At 71.5% G+C, this 21,810-nt stretch carries 18 protein-coding genes; 10 read left to right on the top strand and 8 right to left on the bottom strand.

Annotated features, from left to right (window positions below; all coding sequences use genetic code 11):
• Window positions 1–106: 106 nt before the first annotated feature.
• Window positions 107–289 carry a DUF6104 family protein gene (locus O1Q96_RS37875; protein WP_269252422.1) on the bottom strand — a complete coding sequence of 61 codons (183 nt, stop codon included), beginning with the start codon at window positions 287–289 and terminating at the stop codon, window positions 107–109.
• Between the two features lie 202 nt (window positions 290–491).
• On the opposite strand from O1Q96_RS37875, the gene O1Q96_RS37870 reads away from it, so the two are divergent.
• Genes O1Q96_RS37870 through O1Q96_RS37860 form a run of 3 tightly spaced genes read left to right on the top strand, consistent with a single transcriptional unit; the run spans window position 492 to window position 2,609 of the window.
• Window positions 492–941 carry a hypothetical protein gene (locus O1Q96_RS37870; protein ID WP_269252421.1) on the top strand — a complete coding sequence of 150 codons (450 nt, stop codon included), beginning with the start codon at window positions 492–494 and terminating at the stop codon, window positions 939–941.
• Window positions 938–1,714 (top strand): hypothetical protein, encoded by a 777-nt coding sequence (locus O1Q96_RS37865; RefSeq protein WP_269252420.1) that lies wholly within the window; start codon window positions 938–940, stop codon window positions 1,712–1,714. The genes O1Q96_RS37870 and O1Q96_RS37865 overlap by 4 nt, the downstream gene beginning before the upstream one ends.
• Window positions 1,715–1,724: 10 nt before the next feature.
• Entirely contained in the window at window positions 1,725–2,609 is an 885-nt protein-coding gene (locus O1Q96_RS37860) for a transporter substrate-binding domain-containing protein (protein ID WP_269252419.1), read from the top strand.
• Between the two features lie 113 nt (window positions 2,610–2,722).
• Here O1Q96_RS37860 and O1Q96_RS37855 read toward each other — a convergent pair whose 3' ends face one another.
• The 4 genes from O1Q96_RS37855 to O1Q96_RS37840 form a co-directional block, all read right to left on the bottom strand.
• On the bottom strand, window positions 2,723–6,535 hold the full coding sequence (locus tag O1Q96_RS37855; protein WP_269252418.1) for a multifunctional oxoglutarate decarboxylase/oxoglutarate dehydrogenase thiamine pyrophosphate-binding subunit/dihydrolipoyllysine-residue succinyltransferase subunit: 3,813 nt from the start codon (window positions 6,533–6,535) through the stop codon (window positions 2,723–2,725).
• A gap of 285 nt (window positions 6,536–6,820) precedes the next feature.
• Window positions 6,821–8,023 (bottom strand): HAMP domain-containing sensor histidine kinase, encoded by a 1,203-nt coding sequence (locus tag O1Q96_RS37850; RefSeq protein WP_269252417.1) that lies wholly within the window; start codon window positions 8,021–8,023, stop codon window positions 6,821–6,823.
• Window positions 8,024–8,056: 33 nt separating this feature from the next.
• Window positions 8,057–8,794 carry a response regulator transcription factor gene (locus O1Q96_RS37845; protein ID WP_055509869.1) on the bottom strand — a complete coding sequence of 246 codons (738 nt, stop codon included), beginning with the start codon at window positions 8,792–8,794 and terminating at the stop codon, window positions 8,057–8,059.
• A gap of 112 nt (window positions 8,795–8,906) precedes the next feature.
• Entirely contained in the window at window positions 8,907–9,596 is a 690-nt protein-coding gene (locus O1Q96_RS37840; RefSeq protein ID WP_269252416.1) for a spermine/spermidine synthase domain-containing protein, read from the bottom strand.
• 182 nt (window positions 9,597–9,778) lie between these two features.
• Between O1Q96_RS37840 and O1Q96_RS37835 the strand changes: the two genes are divergently transcribed.
• Window positions 9,779–10,681 (top strand): rhomboid-like protein, encoded by a 903-nt coding sequence (locus tag O1Q96_RS37835; protein WP_269252415.1) that lies wholly within the window; start codon window positions 9,779–9,781, stop codon window positions 10,679–10,681.
• Window positions 10,682–10,763: 82 nt separating this feature from the next.
• Here the strand turns inward: O1Q96_RS37835 and O1Q96_RS37830 are convergent, their stop codons facing one another.
• Window positions 10,764–11,660, bottom strand: coding sequence for a hypothetical protein (locus O1Q96_RS37830; RefSeq protein WP_269252414.1), 897 nt, complete (start codon window positions 11,658–11,660; stop codon window positions 10,764–10,766).
• Window positions 11,661–11,730: 70 nt separating this feature from the next.
• A complete protein-coding gene (locus tag O1Q96_RS37825; protein WP_269252413.1) occupies window positions 11,731–12,402 on the bottom strand; it encodes a GNAT family N-acetyltransferase in 672 nt (223 codons plus the stop codon).
• Window positions 12,403–12,577: 175 nt separating this feature from the next.
• Here O1Q96_RS37825 and lon point away from each other — a divergent pair, with 175 nt between their 5' ends.
• Both lon and O1Q96_RS37815 read left to right on the top strand, forming a co-directional pair.
• The gene (gene lon, locus O1Q96_RS37820; protein WP_269252412.1) at window positions 12,578–15,004 is read left to right on the top strand and encodes an endopeptidase La; all 2,427 of its coding nucleotides are present in this window, start codon (window positions 12,578–12,580) and stop codon (window positions 15,002–15,004) included.
• A gap of 346 nt (window positions 15,005–15,350) precedes the next feature.
• Window positions 15,351–15,860 (top strand): MarR family winged helix-turn-helix transcriptional regulator, encoded by a 510-nt coding sequence (locus O1Q96_RS37815; protein ID WP_269253885.1) that lies wholly within the window; start codon window positions 15,351–15,353, stop codon window positions 15,858–15,860.
• Window positions 15,861–16,016: 156 nt separating this feature from the next.
• On the opposite strand, the gene O1Q96_RS37810 is transcribed toward O1Q96_RS37815, so the two are convergent.
• The gene (locus tag O1Q96_RS37810) at window positions 16,017–16,802 is read right to left on the bottom strand and encodes a hypothetical protein (RefSeq protein ID WP_269252411.1); all 786 of its coding nucleotides are present in this window, start codon (window positions 16,800–16,802) and stop codon (window positions 16,017–16,019) included.
• 356 nt (window positions 16,803–17,158) lie between these two features.
• On the opposite strand from O1Q96_RS37810, the gene O1Q96_RS37805 reads away from it, so the two are divergent.
• The 4 genes from O1Q96_RS37805 to O1Q96_RS37790 are packed head-to-tail and all read left to right on the top strand — an operon-like array spanning window position 17,159 to window position 21,777.
• Window positions 17,159–20,230 (top strand): sensor histidine kinase, encoded by a 3,072-nt coding sequence (locus O1Q96_RS37805; RefSeq protein ID WP_269252410.1) that lies wholly within the window; start codon window positions 17,159–17,161, stop codon window positions 20,228–20,230.
• Window positions 20,227–20,727 carry a roadblock/LC7 domain-containing protein gene (locus O1Q96_RS37800; protein ID WP_269252409.1) on the top strand — a complete coding sequence of 167 codons (501 nt, stop codon included), beginning with the start codon at window positions 20,227–20,229 and terminating at the stop codon, window positions 20,725–20,727. The genes O1Q96_RS37805 and O1Q96_RS37800 overlap by 4 nt, the downstream gene beginning before the upstream one ends.
• A 5-nt stretch (window positions 20,728–20,732) precedes the next feature.
• Window positions 20,733–21,134: a DUF742 domain-containing protein gene (locus tag O1Q96_RS37795; protein ID WP_269253884.1), complete on the top strand. Its 402-nt coding sequence runs from the start codon at window positions 20,733–20,735 to the stop codon at window positions 21,132–21,134.
• The gene (locus O1Q96_RS37790; protein ID WP_269252408.1) at window positions 21,115–21,777 is read left to right on the top strand and encodes a GTP-binding protein; all 663 of its coding nucleotides are present in this window, start codon (window positions 21,115–21,117) and stop codon (window positions 21,775–21,777) included. Before O1Q96_RS37795 ends, O1Q96_RS37790 begins: the two co-directional genes overlap by 20 nt.
• Window positions 21,778–21,810 lie beyond the last annotated feature (33 nt).

Here is a 21,810-nt window from a genome sequence, read left to right as displayed (position 1 = left end):
GGGATGGGGGCACGACACGTCATATCGCGTCTCCCAATAGACACGATATATCGCGGATTCGTGAAGTCAAGACACCCGTATCGGTGATCTGGACGGCCCCTGCGGCCTACTCCTCGTCCTCGTCGTCGTCCAAGCGCGCCAGCCAGGTCGCCAGCCGCTCCACCGGCACCTCGAAGTCCGGATTGAGGTCGACGAACGTGCGCAGCTGCTCGGAGAGCCACTCGAAAGTGACCTCCTCCTGGCCGCGCCGCTTCTCAAGTTCCTCGATACCGCGGTCGGTGAAGTACATGGTGGTTGTCTCCTGCGTGCGGACCCGGTCGTTCTCCTCCTCACAGCCTACGAAACCGGTCGTAGTCCTCCCGCACGCCGATCCCGTGACTAAGGTGTGCGCCTGGCACGGCACGGGTAACTCCCCTTTCCCGAAAGCTTGTTCAGCCCTGTTCAGCCGTGCGGTCCCGTTGCCGCCGAGCGGCGCGAGACGGAGGGGTGAGATGTCCGAACTGATGACGGCCGCCGGTCAGCTGGCCCCCTATCTGAGTGCCGCGGCCGCGTCCATGGGGACCGCCGTGCTCGTGACGGCCCGGGACCGGCTCGCCGAGAGCGTCGTCCAGGGCGGTCGTACGTTCCTGGACGCCGCTCTGGGACGCCGGGCCGACGGCGACGGCGTCACACCGCAGGAGGAGGACGCCACCGGGCCGAGAGCGGCTCTAGCGCAGCTGTCCCCGGCGGAGCGCGAAGCACTGGAGGCGGCGGTCGGCCACTGGCTCGCGGGCGACGACCTGAGCGCCGCCGCCCTCAAGGAGTGGATGGCGAAGGCCGCCGGGCTCCGGCCGGGCGGCGACACCCATGTGGAGGCCAACGGCCGGCACGCCGTGGCCGTCGGGCAGGTCCGGGGCGATCTCAACATCACCTTCGGACCCGACCCCCAGAGCGGCAGATGACCAAACCCGCCGACGGCGTCCGTGAGGGCGTCCGCGAGGGCGCCGCGGAGGTTCAGGGCGGCCCCAGCGCGCGTGGTGAGGGCACCTGGGTCACGGCGGTCGGTCAGGTGCTCGGCAACTTCGTCGTCAGCCTCGTCGTCGGCGACGCCCTGCGGAGCACCCTCGACAACGCCCGGAGCTGGCGGGTGTGGAACTGGCCGCCGTTCGCGGTGGTCCTCGGCCTCGGCGGTGCCGCCCTGCTCCGGGCACCCGAGGGGCCGGGCGGCCAGCTCCTGTGGCCGTACCTGATGATCGGCGCCGCCGCGCTGATCGCGCTCGTACGCGTCGCGGGCATACGGGGGCACGCCGCGGTCCAGGCCGTCGCCTCCGCGCTGTCCGTCGCCCTCGCCGTCGGCGCGACGGTGTGGGTAGAACAGCTGCGGGGCCACGGGGAGGTGGACGTCACGGGGCTCACGACGGTCGCGCCGTCCCGCCCGCTGGGTGACGGGGAGACGCTCGTCGTGGGCGTGGACGGCGGCCCGGTCCGTACCCACCTGCGTCTTGTCCTCAGGGTCGACGACGCGGACCCCGACATGCAGTCCTGCACTCCGGAGACCCGCCTCGGGCTCCGTCTCGGCGGCGGCCCGAGCACGGTCACCGAGGTCCGGTCGGGCCGGCCCGTCGAACTGCCGCTGGGAGGGGCCCGGGACGGCATCCGCGTCACCGTCACGGTCCACACCGACGCCGGCTGCCGGATGAACGTGTTCGTCGACGACGCCGTGCTGCACGGCTGAGAGGTACGGAGTGAGCTCGAAGACCCGTGTGTACGTGGCCGTGGCGGCGTTCTGCGCCATCGTCGCGGTCGGCCTGACGCTCGCCGTCAGTTCCGGCTCGGACGACCAGGACGAGACGTTCCTCGGCAAGGAGCGCATCAGCGTCGGCATGCACAACGACCTGCCCGGCATCTCCTACGAGGAGAACTACCGCCGCTCAGGCCTCGACCAGCTGCTGTTCGAGCAGATCAGGGAAGGACTGGGCATCAAGTCCGCGTCCCCGTCGAACGTGTCCTCCGAGGGGCGCATCCCGGCGTTGGAGAAGGGCGAGGTCGACATGGTGATCGCCGCGTTTTCCATTACGCCCGAGCGCATGAAGCAGGTCGATTTCGTGGGGCCGTACGCCACCACCCGGCAGGGATTCCTGGTCGGGCCCGCGTCGACCGTCCGCGAACTGAAGGACCTCAGGGGCAAGACCGTGTGCTCCTGGGAGGGCACCACGTCCGACGCGGCCCTCCAGGAGTTCGAACGCGAGGGCATCCAGACCCAGACGCTCGTCGACGCCTCCGACTGCATCGAGGCTCTCGAACGCGGCCAGGTGCAGGCGGTCTCGACCGACCAGATGATCCTCTACGGCTTCGCGCGCCACCACGTGAAGGACGGGCTGCGGGTCGTGCCAGGCGTCACCATCGGAGCCCCGCAGCACTACGGGATCGGCCTGCCGAAGGGGCACCGCAAGGACTGCCTCGAACTGCGCGAGTTCGTGAAGCGCTATGTCGAGAGCAGCGACTGGATCAAGGACATGGAGACGTCGCTGCCGGACATCCCCGCCAGGGAACCGGGCTGGATCAGCGACTACAAGCCGAGTGACGAGTCCATCGACGCGCGCTCCTGCCGGGACAAGCCGAGCGCCTGACCAGCGGGGAACGCCGAAGGGCCCGGTCCGCGACAACCGCGGACCGGGCCCTTCGCCCGTACGAGGCGACTCATGCGGGTCACCTCGTACGGGTCACTGACTGCGACAGCCGGTCAGGCCTCGAACACCTCGCGGACGAGCTGCTCCTGCTCGGCCTGGTGGCGCTTGGCGGAGCCCACGGCCGGGGACGAGCTGGCCGGACGCGAGATGCGCCGCAGCCGCTCCCCGTGGGGGACGTCCGCGCCGACCGCCAGGTCCAGGTGGTCGATGAGGTTGAGCGCGATGAACGGCCACGCGCCCTGGTTCGCCGGCTCCTCCTGGGCCCACAGGTACTTCTCGGCGTTCGGGTACTTGGCGATCTCCGCCTGGAGCTCGGCACCCGGGAGGGGGTACAGGCGCTCGATGCGGATGACGGCCGTGTCCGTGATGCCGCGCTTCTGGCGCTCCCCGTCGAGGTCGTAGTAGACCTTGCCCGCCGTGAAGACGACCTTCTTCACCGCCGCCGGGTCCACCGAGGCGTCCCCGATGACCGGACGGAAGCCGCCCGTCGTGAACTCCTCCGCCTTCGACGCGGCCGCCTTCAGACGGAGCATCGACTTCGGGGTGAAGACCACCAGCGGCTTGTGGTGCGGGTTGTGCACCTGCCACCGCAGGAGGTGGAAGTAGTTCGACGGGAGCGTCGGCATGGCGACCGTCATGTTGTTCTGCGCGCACATCTGCAGGAAGCGCTCCGGGCGGGCGGACGAGTGGTCCGGGCCCTGGCCCTCGTAGCCGTGCGGGAGGAGCAGCGTGACGCCGGACGTCTGGCCCCACTTCTGCTCCGCCGACGAGATGAACTCGTCCACGACCGTCTGGGCGCCGTTGACGAAGTCGCCGAACTGCGCCTCCCACAGCACGAGGGACTCGGGACGCGCCAGCGAGTAGCCGTACTCGAAGCCCATCGCCGCGTACTCGGACAGGAGCGAGTCGTAGCAGTTGTAGCGGGCCTGCTCGTCCGAGAGGTACTGGAGCGGGGTGAAGTCCTCGCCCGTCTCCCGGTCGATGAGGACCGCGTGGCGCTGGCCGAACGTGCCGCGGCGGGAGTCCTGGCCCGAGAGGCGCACCGGAGTGCCCTCCAGGAGCAGGGAACCGATCGCGAGCGTCTCGCCCATGCCCCAGTCGATCGTGCCGTCCTCGACCATCGACGCGCGGCGCTGCAACTGGGGCAGCAGGCGCGGGTGGACGGTGACACGCTCGGGGATGTTGACCTGGGACTCGGCGATCCGCTTGACGACCTCCTGGGAGACGGCCGTGGTGACCGCCACCGGGAACTCGGGCTTCACGTCCGGGGTGTGCGCCTCGGACGGCGCGGACGCCGCCTCGCGGACCTCGGTGAAGACCTTCTCGAGCTGGCCCTGGTAGTCCTGCAGCGCCTGCTCGGCCTCCTCCAGCGTGATGTCGCCCCGGCCGATCAGCGACTCGGTGTAGAGCTTGCGCACCGAGCGCTTCTTGTCGATCAGGTCGTACATCAGCGGCTGGGTGAAGGCCGGGTTGTCGGACTCGTTGTGACCGCGGCGGCGGTAGCAGATGAGGTCGATCACCACGTCCTTGTTGAACGCCTGGCGGAACTCGAAGGCGAGCCGCGCGACGCGGACCACGGCCTCCGGGTCGTCGCCGTTCACGTGGAAGATCGGGGCCTCGATCATGCGGGCCACGTCGGTGGCGTACATGGACGAACGCGAGGACTCGGGCGCCGCGGTGAAGCCGACCTGGTTGTTGATGACCACGTGGACCGTGCCGCCGGTGCGGTAACCCCGCAGTTGCGACATGTTCAGGGTCTCGGCCACCACGCCCTGGCCCGCGAAGGCCGCGTCACCGTGCAGGGCGACCGGCAGGACCGTGAAGTCCGTGCCGCCCTTGTTGATGATGTCCTGCTTGGCGCGGGCGATGCCCTCCAGGATCGGGTCGACCGCCTCCAGGTGCGAGGGGTTGGCGGCCAGCGAGACCTTGATCTGCTCACCGTCCAGGCCCGTGAAGACGCCCTCGGCGCCCAGGTGGTACTTGACGTCACCGGAGCCGTGCATCGACTTCGGGTCGAGGTTGCCCTCGAACTCCCGGAAGATCTGCGCGTACGACTTGCCGACGATGTTCGCGAGGACGTTCAGCCGGCCGCGGTGGGCCATACCGATGACGACCTCGTCCAGCCGGGACTCCGCGGCGCTGTCGAGGACCGCGTCGAGCAGCGGGATGACGGACTCGCCGCCCTCCAGGGAGAAGCGCTTCTGGCCGACGTACTTCGTCTGCAGGAAGGTCTCGAAGGCCTCCGCCGCGTTCAGCCGGCGCAGGATGCGCAGCTGCTCCTCGCGCTCCGGCTTGGAGTGCGAGCGCTCGATACGGTCCTGGATCCACCGGCGCTGCTTCGGGTCCTGGATGTGCATGAACTCGACGCCCGTGGTGCGGCAGTACGAGTCGCGCAGCACGCCGAGGATGTCGCGCAGCTTCATCAGGGACTTGCCCGCGAAACCGCCGACCGCGAACTCGCGCTCCAGGTCCCACAGGGTGAGCCCGTGCTCCGTGATGTCCAGGTCGGGGTGCTTGCGCTGGCGGTACTCCAGCGGGTCGGTGTCGGCCATGACGTGGCCGCGGACCCGGTAGGAGTGGATCAGCTCGAAGACGCGGGCGGCCTTCGTGACGTCGTCGTCGTGCGAGGCGTCGATGTCCTTGAGCCAGCGGACCGGCTCGTACGGAATGCGCAGGGCCTCGAAGATCTCGTCGTAGAAGCCGTTCTCACCGAGGAGGTAGTTCGCGACGACGCGGAGGAACTCGCCCGACGCGGCGCCCTGGATGACCCGGTGGTCGTAGGTCGACGTGAGCGTCATGACCTTCGCGATGCCGAGCTTGTTCAGGGTGTCCTGGGAGGTGCCCTGGAACTCCGCCGGGTAGTCCATCGAGCCGACGCCCATGATGACCGACTGTCCGGGCATCAGACGCGGGACCGAGTGGACGGTGCCGAGGCCGCCCGGGTTGGTCAGCGAGACCGTGACACCCGAGAAGTCGTCCATCGTCAGCTTGCCGTCACGGGCGCGGCGGACGATGTCCTCGTAGGCCTGCCAGAACTCGAAGAAGTTCAGCGTCTCGGCCTTCTTGATGCCCGCGACGACCAGCTGGCGGTCGCCGTTGGGCTTCACCAGGTCGATGGCGAGGCCGAAGTTGATGTGCTCCGGCTTGACCAGGGTCGGCTTGCCGTCCTTCTCCGTGAAGGAGTAGTTCATGGACGGCATGGCCTTGATGGCCTGCACCATCGCGTACCCGATGAGGTGGGTGAAGGAGATCTTCCCGCCCCGGGCACGCTTCAGGTGGTTGTTGATGACGATGCGGTTGTCGAAGAGCAGCTTCACCGGGACGGCGCGCACGGACGTCGCCGTGGGCACCTCGATGGAGGCGTTCATGTTCTTCGCGACCGCGGCGCTCGGGCCCCGCAGCGTCACGTACTCGGGACCCTCGTGGGTCTCGGACGCGGGCGCGGCCTTCGCGGCGGCGGGCTTGGCCGGAGCGGGCTTCGCCTGAGCCGGAGGGGCGGCGGCCGGTGCGGCCGCCTTCGCCGGCGCGGCGGGCGCGGGCTGCGCGGCCGCGGGTGCGGCCTGGGCCGGAGCGGCCTGGGCCTGAGCCGGGGGCGCGGCGGGAGCGGCCGGAGCCGCCTTCGCCGGGGTGGTGGTGCCCGCGGCCCCCGCGGCGGCGGTACCCGCCGGAGCCGACGCGGCTACGCCGCCCGGCTTGTAGTCGGCGAAGAAGTCCCACCAGGCTCGGTCCACCGAGTTCGGATCCTGGAGGTACTGCTGATAGATCTCATCGACGAGCCACTCGTTCGGACCGAACGCGGCGGCGGGGTTCTTCCCGGCCTGGTCCTCGGTCGAGATGCTCGAGTTACTGGGGGACTGTGGCGACACGGCGGCAACCGCCCTCTTCCGCTTCACAAGGTGATGGACAGCGGGAATAAAGGCTACGCCTCCCGGACCGCCTAGGTCAGGCCGGGCCTGGCCATCGTCGCGTAAGTCACATCGAAAAGCGTGTTTCGGTGCTGGAAATGGCGGGAAACAAGCCAGGTTCCGATGCAGAACGGACGCGTCGGCTCAGGACCGCGATCGCCAAAGGCCGGGTCTCCGTGCGAGGAACGCACGCTGACACGTGTCCTGCTGCCCGATCACGTGGATCTTGGGCTCTTGCTTCGAACCCTACGTCAACCTGTCCAGCGAAGGCACTCCCGGAAGAGTGACCTGGATCCGGCAGCCACCCTGGGATTCGGCCACGCCGATCCGGCCACCGTGCAGATCGACCGCCCAGCGGGCGATCGCGAGCCCCAGACCCGTACCGCCGTCACTGCCCGGACCGTGCGGGGCGACGACCCCGCCGCGGTTGAATCGCTCGAAGACCCGGTGCCACTCGGAACGCGGGATGCCCGGGCCCTCGTCCAGCACTTCGAGGTCCAGTGACTCGGGGCAGTCGCCGCGCCGGGCCTTCACCGTGACGCGGCCGTGCGGCGGGCTGTGCTTGACCGCGTTGTCGATGAGGTTGGCGACGACCTGGTGGATCCGCTCCGGGTCCGCGTGCGCGGTCAGCTCGGGCGGTGACACGTCGAGGTGCAGATGGACGTCCGTCCGCGTGTGGCTGCCCGAGCCGGAGGCGATGCCCGCGCGCGCGGAGGCCACCATGTTGGCCTCCTTCAGCACGCCGGACAGGTACGGCCACACCTCGAAGCGGCGCTTGCGCAGCGGCACGACGCCGTTGTCCAGACGGGAGAGGTCGAGGAGCGTCTCCACGAGCCGTCCCAGCCGCTCGGTCTGCTTCAGGGCCGTGCGCATCGTCTCGGGGTCGGCGGCGGAGACACCGTCCACCACGTTCTCCAGGACCGCCCGCAGGCCCGCGATGGGAGTGCGCAGCTCGTGCGAGACGTTCGCCACGAGCTCCTTGCGCTGACGCTCCTGGGCCTCCAGGTCGTCCGCCATGCGGTTGATCGTCTGGGCCAGGTCGCCCAGCTCGTCGCGGCGGTCGGCGCCTCTGACGCGGCGGGTGTAGTCGCCGTGCGAGATGCCCCGCGCGACGGTGTTCATCTCGTCCAGCGGAGCGGTCAGCGAGTGCGCCACGAACTGGGTGATCAGCAGCGCCGCGATCATCGAGAAGACCGTGATGAAGCGCAGCTCCGTCTCGGTGCGCACGGCGATCATCAGCAGGCCGGTGGTGATGAAGACCGAGACGACGACCAGCGTCCCCAGTTTCGTCTTGATCGAGAAGGGCCGTACGTCGCCCCAGGAACCCGAGCCGGAGCCGGTGCCCGAGACCGCGCTCGATCTCCTGCCGGCACCCGGGCTCTTGCCCGTACGCGAACCCGATCCGGCACCCGCCTTCGCGCTCCTGCGTGGCACGCCGAGACCGCTCATCACTTCCGCCCCCTCAAACCAGGGTGCCCGACACTACGGCGTCGGGGTCTCCAGCGCGTAGCCCACACCGTGCACCGTACGGATCCGCTCGGCGCCGATCTTCCGGCGCAGCGCCTTGATGTGGCTGTCCACGGTCCTGGTGCCGGACGCGTCCGCCCAGTCCCACACCTCGGCGAGCAGCTGCTCGCGCGAGAGCACCGCACGCGGTGTGTTCGCCAGGCAGACCAGCAGGTCGAACTCGGTGGGCGTGAGGTGGACGTCCTCGCTGCGCACCCGTACCCGGCGCTGCGCGTGGTCGATCTCCAGTTCGCCGAGGCGCAGGATGCCGGAGCGCGGCGTGGACGCGGCCAGCGCGGCCCGCTCCACCCGGCGCAGCAGCACGTGCACGCGCGCGGCCAGCTCACGCATCGAGAACGGCTTCGTCATGTAGTCGTCGGCGCCCACGCCGAGCCCGACCAGCATGTCCGTCTCGTCGTCGCGGGCGGTGAGCATCATCACCGGCACCGGACGGGCCGCCTGGACCCGGCGGCAGACCTCGAGGCCGTCGAAGCCGGGCAGCATGATGTCGAGGATCAGCAGGTCGGGCTGCCACGCTTCGGCCGTGTCGACGGCGGCCGGTCCGTCACCGGCTGTTTGCACGAGGAACCCCTCGGCGCGCAGCCGGGCGGCGATGGCGTCCACGATCGTGGGATCGTCCTCGACCACCAGCACCCGGCGCTGAGCGCCCGGCGTGGCCGCCGTGCCGTTGTGCGAGGTGTGTGTCTGCTCCATCGCCCGCCCCTGAGTGTGCTTTCCGGAACCAGTGGGGTGATTCCATGACTGCGATTGACGCTTGAATGATCGGCGTCAGAGCAGCAGGGTACGGGCAGTTACGGTCGCTCGGCTATCCAGGCCTTACCGCGAGATGCACCGCGTCCGGAACGCCCCGGGCAACGGGGATCTCTTCGGTACGCACCCGACGGAACCCGGCATTCCGCAAGCTACGCGCGAAACCAGGCGAAGGATTGGCCGACCAAACAGCGAGTACCCCGCCGGGCCTCAACACCCGTGCGCACGCGGCGAGTCCGGCCTTCGAGTAGAGGCTTTCGTTGCCGTCCGTGACGGTCCACTCGGGCCCGTTGTCGATGTCGAGGCACAGCGCGTCGTACGTGGCGGATGTCTCATTGACGTACGTGACGAGATCGACCTCGATGATCTCGGTCCGCGGATCCTCGAGCGCCGGGGCCGACAGTTCGGCGAGGGGCCCCGCCCGGTGCCAGTCGATGACGGCCCGCTCCCGCTCGACGACCGAGATCCGGCCCCAGCGCGGTTCGGCCGCCGCGTGTGCGAGGGAGAAGCCGACGCCGAGGCCGCCGATCAGAACCTCCGGCCCGGTGCGCCCGTCCAGCGCGCCGAGCGCGGCGTCGACCAGCCGTCTCTCCGACCGGCCGTCGGAGGTGTCCATGAGGAAACAGCCGTTGGAGATGATCTGCAGCACTCCGCCGTGGCGGCGCAGCACGACCTCGCCGTACGGGCCCTCGCGGCGGTCGATGACTTCGGGGCTGCCGTGCGGAGCGTCGTACGAGGCGGTCATGGGCCCATCCTGGCAAGTTCCCCCGGGCCGGGCAGTCGATTTTCGCCGTGCCGCACGGAGCACCCCTGACCGGGACGTGGGCGGCCTGTCGAACCGCTGTGAATCGGCTCGCACGCGGCCTCCGCCATGGACAGCGTGATCGCGTGCGCCGAGGGTGGGGTGGAACGGAAGGAGTCCCGGACGTGGAACGGAGAGCGACGGGCGCGTCCTCGGATGCGAACGCCACCGACGACGGCGCGGCCGGGCCGGGCGACGGCACGCCGGCCGGACCGGACGCCACCAGCGCGCCGGGGCCGGACGGTGCCGTCGTGCGCGGGCTCGACGCGGTGCCCCGGCAGCGGGGCGTCGTCGGCGGGGGCGCCCCGGCCGGCGGCCGGGGGCCGCGCCGCGCCGTCCGGGGTTCGCGCGCCAGGGAGGGGGAGCCCGGGACCGGTCCGCGACGGCGTCGCGCGCGGCCCCCGCGCCTGCTCCCCGGTCCCACCGGGACCCCCTTCACCTTCGGGTACGCCGTCGTGCTCGCCCTGACCTCGCTGTTCACCGAGTACGCCGACGCCGGGGTGGTGGACCGGGTGCTCCAGGGGTCGAGCACGGATGTGGCGCACCTGGCGCAGTCCCCGGTGCACGTGCTGGTCGCCAGCGCGCTGTGGGTCGCCGGCGGGATCACCTCGGTGTACGTGATCGCGTTCCTGCTGGTGCTCACCGCGCTGGAGCGGCGGATCGGCGGATGGCGTACAGCGGGTGTCTTCCTGCTGGGGCACGCGGTGGCGACCCTGGCCACCGAAGTACCCGTCGGCCTCGCGGTCCTCGTCGGCCACCTCCCCGAGAGCTCCCTCCACCGCTACGACTACGGCATCAGCTTCGGTGTCGCCGCGAGCGTGGGCGCGCTCGCCGGGCTCCTGCCGCCCCTGCCGCGCTGGACGCTGCTCGCGGTGGCCGGCTGGATGGTCGTCGGCGACCTGATCGCTTTCACGGACCCCCTGACGAACTGGGGCCATCTGATGGCGCTGGCCCTCGGGGTGGCGGCCTGGCCGCTGGTGCGGCGGTCCCGGGGGCCGGCGGCACCGGCTCCGCCCGCCCCGTCCTGACGGCACTCGGCCCCCGCGGCCCTCAGCCGCCGTGCCTCAGGTCTCGGACCTGGCCTCATGCTTCGGGGCCCGGCCTCGGGTGTCAGCTCCAGGACGGGGCCGGGAATCCCGCAGCGGCGCCGTAGGGGACGGGCCTGCCCGTGAACGCGTCGAGAAGCAGGCGGTCGCCCACCGGGCGGTCCAGCTTCACCGTCACCTTCCTCATCCGCAGATCGTCCGTGCACGGCCCGTCGGCGCGGTCCCGGATCCAGCCGGAGAACACCACGTTGTCGCCGGACTCCAGCACGTCCACCGCCGGGCCCTCGTCGCAGGAGCCGTGATGGGCCCGCAGCGTGACGGTGCGGCCGTCCCGCGACACGGTGGTCAGCCCGAAGAGCGGATACAGCGCGTCCGAGGCCTCCGCGACGGGCTTGACGGGCGGCCGGGGAAGCTTCGAGGGCCCGACAGCGACCCGCTTGAGCGGGGTGTCGTATCCCGCGACGGTGAAGTGCCAGGCCGGCACGGAGGCCGGGCCCCGGCCGGTGGAGAGGGTCATCCGGCCCAGCCGGGCGCCGGTCACGACGAGGGAATGCCCGGAGTCCCCGCCCCGGGCGAGCTTCTCGTAGGCGGCCCGAGCGGAGGAGACGACAACGGGGAGTGAGCCGCCGCTCCGCCACCGGACCTCCCCCTTCTTCTTCGGCGGGGCGCCGGGGAGCGGGCCGCGCAGCTCGAAGTTCTGGGCCTCGTAGGCGCGCTTGTCGGCCTGGTCGCGGAAGGCACCCTCGGGCAGCTGGACCGGGTCGTCCAGCGGGAAGTACCCCTCGCGCCAGATCCGCGCGGCCTCCGAACCCGCCCACGCGTCGGAGACCTGACGCGCGCGCTTCATGGTCTGTTCGGGATCGTGTGCCGCGCCCGGGCCGCCCCCCTTCCCGCCGCACGCGGCGGTCCCGGTGAACAGGGCCAGTACGACGAGCAGTCGCAGCAGCTGTGCGGTCCGCATGACGCCCCCGAGGCAGACGGCCGGAAGGAATCCGACGACGCACCTGTGACGCCGGGGTCCGGCGGAACGTTCAGTCCCCGTCCTGGGAACCCGCGAGGTCCCTGCCCGTGAACTTCGCGCTCGTCAGCCCCGCCTTCACGCTCCACCCCAGCGACTCGTACAGGGCCCGCCCCTCCGGTGTCCCCGCCAGGACGCCGGTCTCGGCGCCCCGGACGGCCGCCGCGTGCGCGAGGGTCCGCACGACGAACCGGCCCAGGCCCCTGCGCCGGTGTGCGGGTGCCGTCTCGATCTGGTCGGCGACCGCCGTGGTCCCGGTCGGGGCGATCTGTCCGCGCGCGGCCCACGCACCGTCCGCGTCCGCGAGGAGTACGCGGGTGACGCCGCCCCGGGACCAGGTGCGCAGCCGGTAGCCGTCCGGCACGGGCGGCGCGGGAACCGGGGTGAGAGGCGCCGACATCAGGTACCCGGGCTCGGGGTCCACCCACCAGCCGTCTCCGAGCCAGGGTGCGACGCGGGCGGGCTCCGCGAACACCTTGAGCCACACGCCGGCCCCGGTCACCGCCTCCGCCACCTTGCGGACCGTGGCCTCCTCGACCCGCTCCTGCGTCATGCCCAGCACATGCCGGGTGACGTGCTGCTCCTGGCCCACGTCCACCGTGTACCCCCAGGGCTCGGCCACCGGCGGCGCCGCCCCGCGCGAGACGACCCATCCGTCCACCCAGGCCCGCACGATCTCGTTCACGCCCACCTCGTAATAGGTCAACAAGTGCTTCAGTCATTACCGAGGGTGGACGATACGGGTCGACCGGGCCGGCCCGACAGAAGTGATCGCTCACAGCGAACAGGGCTGGGGGAACAATCGGCAGCCCTGGTGCATTGAGTCGGCATAGCTCAACTTGAATGCCGAAGGGGAGATCATGACTTTGACGTCCGCACCGCTCACTCTGCCTGTGCTGCCGCTCGACGACGAGGTCGTGCTGCCCGGCATGGTGGTGCCCCTGGACCTGAACGACGCCGATGTACGCGCCGCCGTGGAGGCCGCCCAGGCCGCCGTGCCTTCCAGTGGTGTCAGTGGGGCAAGCAAGCCGAAGGTGCTGCTTGTTCCACGCATCGACGGCACGTACGCGAACACGGGGGTGCTCGGCACGGTCGAGCAGGTGGGACGGCTCGCCGACGGCGACCCCGGCGTCCTGATCCGTGGCCGCGGCAGGGTGCGCGTCGGCGCCGGTACGACCGGGCCGGGCGCGGCCCTGTGGGTGGAGGGCGTGCAGGTCGAGGAGACCGTGCCCGATCCGCTGCCCGGCGCCGTGACCGAGCTGGTCAAGGAGTACAAGGCGCTGGCCACCAGCTGGCTGAAGAAGCGCGGCGCCTGGCAGGTCGTGGACCGTGTCCAGCAGATCGACGACGTGTCCGCGCTGGCCGACAACTCCGGCTACTCACCGTTCCTGACGACCGCCCAGAAGGTCGAGCTCCTGGAGAGCAGCGACCCGGTGGCCCGGCTGAAGCTCGCCACCGAGCAGCTGCGCGAGCACCTCGCCGAGCAGGACGTCGCCGAGTCCATCGCCAAGGACGTACAGGAGGGCGTGGACAAGCAGCAGCGGGAGTTCCTGCTGCGGCGCCAGCTGGACGCCGTGCGCAAGGAGCTGCGCGAGCTGAACGGCGACGCCGAGGGCGAGGAGTCCGACGACTACCGGACGCGCGTCGAGGCCGCCGACCTCCCCGAGAAGGTCCGTGAGGCCGCGCTCAAGGAGGTCGAGAAGCTGGAGCGCTCCAGCGACCAGTCGCCCGAGGGCTCCTGGATCCGCACGTGGCTCGACACCGTGCTGGAATTTCCGTGGAACGAGCGCACCGAGGACGAGTACGACATCCAGGGCGCCAAGGCGGTCCTGGACGCCGAGCACGCCGGACTGGACGACGTGAAGGAGCGGATCACCGAGTACCTGGCGGTCCGCAAGCGGCGCAACGACCGGGGGCTGGGTGTCGTCGGCGGTCGTCGCGGCGGCGCCGTGCTCGCACTAGTGGGCCCGCCCGGTGTCGGCAAGACCAGCCTCGGCGAGTCCGTCGCGCACGCCATGGGCCGCAAGTTCGTCCGGGTCGCCCTCGGCGGCGTACGGGACGAGGCGGAGATCCGCGGCCACCGGCGTACGTACGTCGGCGCGCTGCCCGGCCGGGTCGTGCGGGCCATCAAGGAGGCCGGGTCCATGAACCCGGTGGTCCTGCTGGACGAGATCGACAAGGTGGGCTCCGACTTCCGCGGCGACCCGGCGGCGGCCCTGCTCGAAGTCCTCGACCCGGCGCAGAACCACACCTTCCGGGACCACTACCTGGAGGTCGAGCTCGACCTGAGCGACGTGGTGTTCCTGGCCACCGCCAACGTGCTGGAGGCCATCCCGGAGGCGCTGCTCGACCGCATGGAACTGGTGCGGCTCGACGGATACACCGAGGACGAGAAGGTCGTCATCGCCCGCGACCACCTGCTGCCGCGCCAGCTGGAGCGGGCCGGTCTGGAGGAGGCCGAGGTCGCCCTGGACGAGAGCGCGCTGCGCAAGCTGGCCGGCGAGTACACCCGCGAGGCGGGCGTCCGGAACCTGGAGCGGTCCGTGGCACGGCTGCTCCGCAAGGTCGCGGCGCAGCACGAGCTGGGCGAGCGGGAGCTGCCGTTCACGGTCGGCGCGGACGATCTGCGCGGGCTGATCGGCAGGCCGCACCACGTGCCCGAGTCCGCCCAGGACCCGGCCGAGCGCCGCACGGCGGTGCCCGGTGTGGCGACGGGACTCGCGGTCACGGGCGCCGGCGGTGACGTCCTCTTCGTGGAGGCGTCGCTGGCCGACCCGGAGACGGGCGCGTCGGGCCTGACCCTCACCGGTCAGCTGGGCGACGTGATGAAGGAGTCGGCGCAGATCGCGCTGTCCTTCCTCCGCTCGCACGGTGCCGAGCTGGAACTGCCCGTCGCCGACCTGAAGGACCGGGGCGTGCACATCCACTTCCCGGCCGGCGCGGTCCCGAAGGACGGCCCGAGCGCGGGTGTCACGATGACGACGGCCCTGGCCTCGCTCCTGTCCGGCCGCCTGGTCCGCACGGACGTGGCGATGACCGGTGAGGTCTCGCTCACCGGCCGGGTCCTCCCGATCGGCGGCGTCAAGCAGAAGCTGCTCGCCGCGCACCGGGCAGGCGTCACCACGGTCGTCATCCCGAAGCGCAACGAGGCCGACCTTGACGACGTCCCGGCCGAGGTCCTGGAGAAGCTCGACGTCCACGCGGTGACGGACGTCCGCCAGGTCCTGGAGCTGGCGCTCGCGCCGGCGACGAACGGCGCGGCGACGAAGGTTCCGGTGGCGGCGTGACGGACGCGACCGGATGAGAGGGCCCGGGCTCCCCGTGAAGGGAGTCCGGGCCGTTTCGCGTCCGCCGTCCGCCGTCCGCCGTCCGCCGGCCCCGCTCGCAGGCCGCGGCACGAGCGGTGGGCCGTTTCGGCGTCGACTCGCCGGACCGGCTCCGAAGGGTCTGGCATAGGCATGACATATCGTGCGGGCCGGAGAAGCCGCGCCTGTGCATGAGGGGCGGGCTGGTGCGGGCGAGGAGCCCGGAGGCTGCCGCTGGTCCGTTCCTGCGAAATACTGGCCCAGCTGCGGCAATGGCGGTCTTTGGCGGAACTTTCAGGATCGGGAAAACCGGGTCATGGGTGCTGACGTGCACGAGGGCGGAAACGGCGAGGGGCACCGGACGGGATCCGGTGGCCCGGGGAGTGGTGTGGACCGGAGCGCTGTGAACCAGGAGTTCCTGGCCCTGGAGCGCGAACTGACCGTCCTCCTGCGGCGCGCCCGCTCCTCCTCCGGCGAGATGGTCCGCGAGGTCCACCCCGACCTGGAGTCCTCCGCGTACGGCCTCCTCGTACGTCTGGAGGAACGCGGCCGGCAGCGCGCCACCGAGCTCGCCGCTTACATCGGCGTCGGCAAGGCCACGATGTCGCGCCAGCTGCGCGCCCTCGAGGAACTGGGGCTCGTCGCCCGCGAACCCGACCCGGCGGACGGCCGCGCCTGGCTGGTCCACCTCACGGAGGAGGGGCGGGTGCGGTTCCGCACGGTGCGGGACGCCCGGCGGGCGCGGTACGTGCGGGAGCTTGCCAGCTGGGACAGCGAGGAAGTGGCCGAGCTGGCTCGGTTGCTGCATCGGTTGAACCGGGGTGTGGAGCAGGGCTGAGGGACCGCCGGGGAAAGGGTTGTTCGACGGCTGCCGGCCGGTTCTGGCTGGTCGCGCAGTTCCCCGTGCCCCCGGAGGGGCGCCCCGAGGCGGAGCCGCACAGGGCACGGCCCCGCACCCCCGAAGGGGCGGCCCCCGCGTGCTCGCGGCGCCCGTTCACAGCTCCACGTACACGACCGTCGCGTCGTCATGCCGTTTCGACCGGCCCAGGAACACCCGCTCCTCGTCCGCCAGTTCCAGTGCCCGCACCCGGTCGATCAGGGCCTGGCCGCCCTCCTTGCGGATGAGGGCCGACAGGGCCGCCCAGTCGCCCTCCCCGAACTTCTCCACCCAGCGGGTCGCGCCGTCGGTGAGCGCGGTGAGGGCGCGCACCTCGGCGCGGGGGAGGGCCCCCGTGACGGCGAGGGCCGCCACCGAGGGGTCCGCCGCGGCCGTGAAGAAGCCGCCCTCCTTGTTGCGCAGGGTCGCGTCGGTCTCGGCGTGCGAGGCCAGGGCGGCCCGCGGGACGCGGGAGAGGCGGTCGTCGAGGACGGGAGTGACCGTGCCCGAGGGGGATTCGACGAGGAGCGTCGAGTCCGACAGCACCAGGTACTCGACGGTCTCGGGGGACCAGCGGGCCAGCACCACCGTCGCCTGCGGAGTGCGTGGGTGAGAAAGGTCACAGGTGGCCCGGTGGGCGTCGGCGGTACGCGCGATGGCGTGCCCCAGGACCTCGGTGAGCGTCAGATCTCGCCGTGAAACGGACAGTTCACTCAGCGCGCCGCCGAGCCGGGCGGTGAACCAGGGGACGGAATGCAGACAGCCGTGATCGGTCGCGGGAGGCGTCACGCCGTCCAGGACGACGATCGAACCGCCCTGTCCGGAGGCCGGAAGTCCGACCGACGCGTAGTCCTCGTCGGGGCGGGCGGGGTCACCGGGTACCGAGATCAGTTCCGAGCGCATCCGGCCAGTCTGCACGAGCCCTTCACAAGCTTCGCCAAAGGCTGGCAACCGTCGCCGAATTGACCTGGACCAGCAGGTCAGGCGCCTGTTTTGGGATGGAATCACCGGCTCCGGTGAGGCGTGGCGGCGAATCTTGCCACCGGTCGTCGTGGACGTCCAACCGGCCTGCCGCGCAAGGATGTCGCGCCCGCCACAGGAACTTGCCGGGCCGCTCCCCGGCGATGTTCACTCCTTCGTGTGGCGGGTCAGGCGATGCGCGACCACTGCCCACCGGCACTGGGAGGGTCGGGAGCCGTACCGGGACGACACGCGAGTTGACGGACAGTCACCCGGGCCCATGGGGACACGAGTCAAGAATGCGAGCACCGGTGCAGAAGATGCGGCCCCGTCGCAAAGGCAGGCAGCCGGCCTCGGGTGAAGCCTCCGGGCACACACCGAACCCACCGGCACCGCAGGGCACTCCGGACCCCGCGGGACGCGGCCGCCCCGCCCACGTACGCAGTCGGCTGATCGTCGCCGTCGCCGTCGTGGCCGCCGCGATCGCCGGAGCGGGCGCTCCGTCCGTGATCGCCGCCTCCGGGCAGCTGAACGACTCCCAGAACCTGGTGACGCTCGCCGAGCGCACCCAGGACGCGCTGGCCCTCGCCCACTCGCTGGCCGACGAACGCGACGAGGTCACCTCCTACCTCGCGGCCGGCCGCCCCGACGGCGAAGGCCCCTCCGAACGCCGCAGCGCCCGCGTGGACCGCCAGGTCGACGAACTGCGCGCCGAGGCCGTCGACGCGGACGCCCCCGCGGCCTTCCTGAAGACGCTCGACGGAATCGCCGCCGTCCGCAGGGCGGCGCTCACCGGGGAGAGCAGCGCCCTCGAGGCACACCGGGCGTACTCGGCCGTGCTCACCGAACTCCACGGTCTCGCCGAGGAACTGGCCGAGGAGCTCCCGCCCCGCGCGGGCTCCGGCGCGCACGCCCTCGCCGACCTCGACACCGCCGTCCAGCAGGCCGCCGCGACCCGCGGCCTGCTCCTGGCGGCGCTGAACGTCCCCACCACCACCCGGACCACCACCGACCCGATCACGGGCCTGCCCACGACGACCACCACGTCGTCGGCCGCCGAGAGCAGGCAGCGCGACGCGCTCACCGCCGCGGCGCAGCAGGCACACGTCCGTGAGCAGGCGGCCCTGGCCGACTTCGGCGGCACGGCACCGAAGGCGGACCGCGCCTCGTACGACTCCACGGTGAACGGGCCCGACGTCACGTCCGCCGACAAGTACCTCGCGGCCCTGGCCGACCAGCCCACCCTCTCCGACTCCGAACTCGCCACCAGCACCAAGAAACTGGACGCGGCACTCTCCGCCCGCGTGGAGCTGATGCGCGGTGTCGAGGCGTCCCTCAACACCCAGCGCGCCAAGGAACTCGCCCAGTGGCGCGACGACGACGTCACCGGACTGGAGATCCGTATCGCGGTCCTCGGCGCGCTGATGCTGCTCGCCGTCGGTGTCTCCACGGGGATGGCCCGCTCGCTCACGCGCCCGCTGGCCGTCCTGCGCCTCGGCTCGGCCCGCCTCGCCGCGGAACCGGGCACCGGGGAGCCGGTCAAATTCACCGGTCGCAACGACGAGTTCGCCCAGGTCGTACGGTCCGTCAACACGCTCCACGCGCACGCCCTCGCGCTCAACGAGCGGCTCGCCACCCTGGAGGGCGACCGCAAGCACCTCATCGGCCAGCGCCAGAAGATGGCCGACGAACGCGACAGGTTCCGTACCGAACTCGCCGAGGCGACCGCCCACCTGGAGCAGGTCCGGCAGAGCATCCACGGCACCTTCGTCAGCCTGGCCCTGCGCACCCTGGGCCTCGTCGAGCGGCAGCTCGGCGTCATCGAGGGCCTCGAAGAGCGCGAGCAGGACCCCGACCGTCTCGCCACCCTCTTCCGGCTCGACCACTTCGCCACCGTCATGCGCCGCCACAGCGAGAACCTGCTGGTCCTCGCGGGCGCGGAGCACGGCCACCAGCACCCCGGGCCCGTCCCGCTGGTCGACGTCGTCCGCGCGGCCGTCAGCGAGATCGAGCGGTACGAGCGGGTACGCATCGCCGCACTGCCGCCGCACGCGCACCTCGCCGGGTTCGCGGCCGACGACATCAGCCACCTGGTGGCCGAACTCCTGGAGAACGCCTCCTCCTTCTCGCCGCCCGACATCCCCGTCGAGGTCTCCGGCTGGCTCCTGGAGAGCGGCGAGGTCATGCTCTCCGTCCAGGACGAGGGCATCGGCATGACCGCCGAGCGGCTCGACCGGCTCAACACGCGCCTGTCGGCCTTCGACCCGCAGGACGCGTACGACGAGGAGAGCGGCGAAGGCCTCGGGCTCGGCCTGTACGTGGTGGCCCGGCTCGCCCACCGGCACGGCGTGCGGGTGCAGTTGCGCGAGCAGAAGCAGGGGGGCGTCACGGCTGTCGTCGTCCTGCCGAAGGCCATGCTCGCCGCCGCTCCGGCCGTCGCCGTCCCCCCGGCGACCACCGCCCGCACCCCCGGGGGCGCGGCGGCGATGTCCCTGCCGGGCGCGGACGCCGAGGTCAACTCCAATGTGCTGTACGCCCGTTCGGGACGCGACCCGCTGATCTCGGCGGCGGAGGACTCCCTGCGGGGCCTCGACGCGCCGGAAGGGGAGACGCCGGGCGCCACCGGGGAGGCCGCACGCGGCGGAACTCCCCTCGCGGAGCCCACAGGCGAAGGCTCCGCGGCGGATTCCGGGACCGCGGAGCAGTCCGGGCAGAGGGGCCTTCCCGAACCGCGGGATGCCGCCGAGCCCGCCCGGTCGGCCGAGGCCGTCGAGCCCGCCGACTCCGTCGAGCAGTCCGAACCGGCCGACGGCACCGACTCCGCCGGGACTTCCGAGGTCCTTGGTGCCCCCGGCGCCTCCGAGTCCTCCGCGGCAGCCGGTCCCGAGACGACCATGGTGCTCATGGCGCCCGTTCCGCCGGTGGACGAGCCCTCCCGGCCCGGCGACGCCCGGACCGGGGCCGAAACCGGAGCCCACGAGCCCGGACCCGGTGTCCCGGCCGGCGATCCGGCGATCCGGCTCCCCGCCCAGACAGCCGCCGACCCCTATGCCATCGGACCCGACACCCACGAGCGTGTCCCCGACGCGGCGCAGCCGTCCGCGACGCCCGAACCGGCCGAGCGGGTCACCGACAAGGGGCTGCCCAAGCGGACCCCGAAGATCTCCGCGCCCGCCCCGGCCGCGGGCCCCCGCCAGACGTCCGTGGACGCCGAGGCACTGCGCCGCAGGCTCGGCGGATTCCACCGGGGCGCCAGCGAGGGCCGCCGCGATGTCGAAGCGGAGATCGCCGAACAGACGTCGGAGCTGCAGACACCGACCGCACATGCCGTAGAAACCAAGGGGGACACAGTCGAGGAGGCAAGCAGTTGACCGCGTCCAGTACCTTCGGACTGAGCCATGAAGCCCGTAATCTGCATTGGCTGCTGACGAACCTCGTCGAGGAGGTGCCGGGCCTCCTGTCGGTCGCGGTCGTCTCCTCCGACGGTCTGCTGCTGCTTTCCTCCGACCCCGGGAGAAACGCGCAGGCCCGGCGGGACACCGGGAGACCCTCGAGCCCCCGGGGCTCGGCGGCGGACCTGGCCACCATCGTCTCGGGCATCGGCAGCCTCGCCATCGGCGCCGCCCGGCTGATGGACGGCGGCGCCGTCAAGCAGACGATGGTCGCGATGGAGCACGGCGGGCTCTTCGTCATGTCGATCAGCGACGGTTCGCTGCTCGGCGTGCACGGCGCCCCGGACTGCGACATGAGCGTCGTCGCGTACCACATGGCGCTCTTCGTGGGCCGCGCCGGACACGTCCTGACTCCCGAACTCCGCAGCGAGCTGCGGCAGTCGCTGGAGGCCACGGCGATGGAGGCGGCCCAGTGAGCGACGTGAGCGGTACGCCCAAACTCCCGGTCCGCGGCGGCGACCGAAAGCCCGCCCGCGTACGCCCCTACTCGCTCACCGGCGGCCGCACGCGCTTCGGGCACGTGCTGCTCGTCGAGACGTTCGTCGCGGCGCTCGAGGCCCCGCCGGAGCGCCGTGAGCTGGAGAATGGTTCCCTCTCCACCCGGGTGATGCCGGAGATGCGGGCCATCGTCGAACTCTGCCGCCGGATGCGCACGGTGGCCGAGGTCGCCGCCCTCCTGAAGATGCCCCTCGGTGTGGTCCGGGTGCTCCTCAGCGACCTGGCGGACCAGGGGAAGATCCGCGTGTACGGAACAGGTCACGGCCCGGGACAGCCGGACCGCGCACTGCTGGAAAGGGTGCTGAGTGGACTCCGTCGTCTCTGACGTCTCCCACGTCCCGGACGTCTCCCGGTCGTCCGGGTTCCCCGAAGTGGTGGAGCCCGACGAGGAGTTGAAGGCCTGGCAGAAGGACCGGACGCGCGCCCCGATCGCCACGAAGATCGTGGTGGCGGGCGGCTTCGGCGTGGGCAAGACGACGCTCGTCACCGCCGTCTCGGAGATCACGCCTCTCCAGACGGAGGCGTTGATGACCCAGGCGAGCGAGGGCACCGACGACCTCAGCTCGACGCCGGAGAAGACGACCACCACGGTGGCCATGGACTTCGGCCGCATCACGCTCGACGACGATTTGGTGCTGTACCTGTTCGGGACGCCGGGGCAGCAGCGGTTCTGGTTCATGTGGGACGACCTCGTGCGCGGGGCGATCGGCGCCGTGGTCCTCGCCGACACCCGGCGCCTGAAGGACTGCTGGCCGGCCCTCGACTACTTCGAGAGCTGCGGGCTGCCGTACGTCGTCGCCGTCAACCACTTCGACGGCAGTGAGAGGTTCGAGCCGGAGGACGTACGGGAGGCGCTCACGATCCGCCCGCACATACCTGTCATGATCATGGACGCGCGCCACAGGTTCTCGGTGATCGAGACGCTGCTGGCGCTGGTGGGGCACGCGCTCGACGTCAGTCCCGGATAACCCGGCACCACCCGACGTCAGCCCCGAACAAGA

Source organism: Streptomyces aurantiacus (assembly GCF_027107535.1).
Taxonomy (GTDB): domain Bacteria; phylum Actinomycetota; class Actinomycetes; order Streptomycetales; family Streptomycetaceae; genus Streptomyces.
This window is presented reverse-complemented; position numbering and strand designations above follow the sequence as displayed.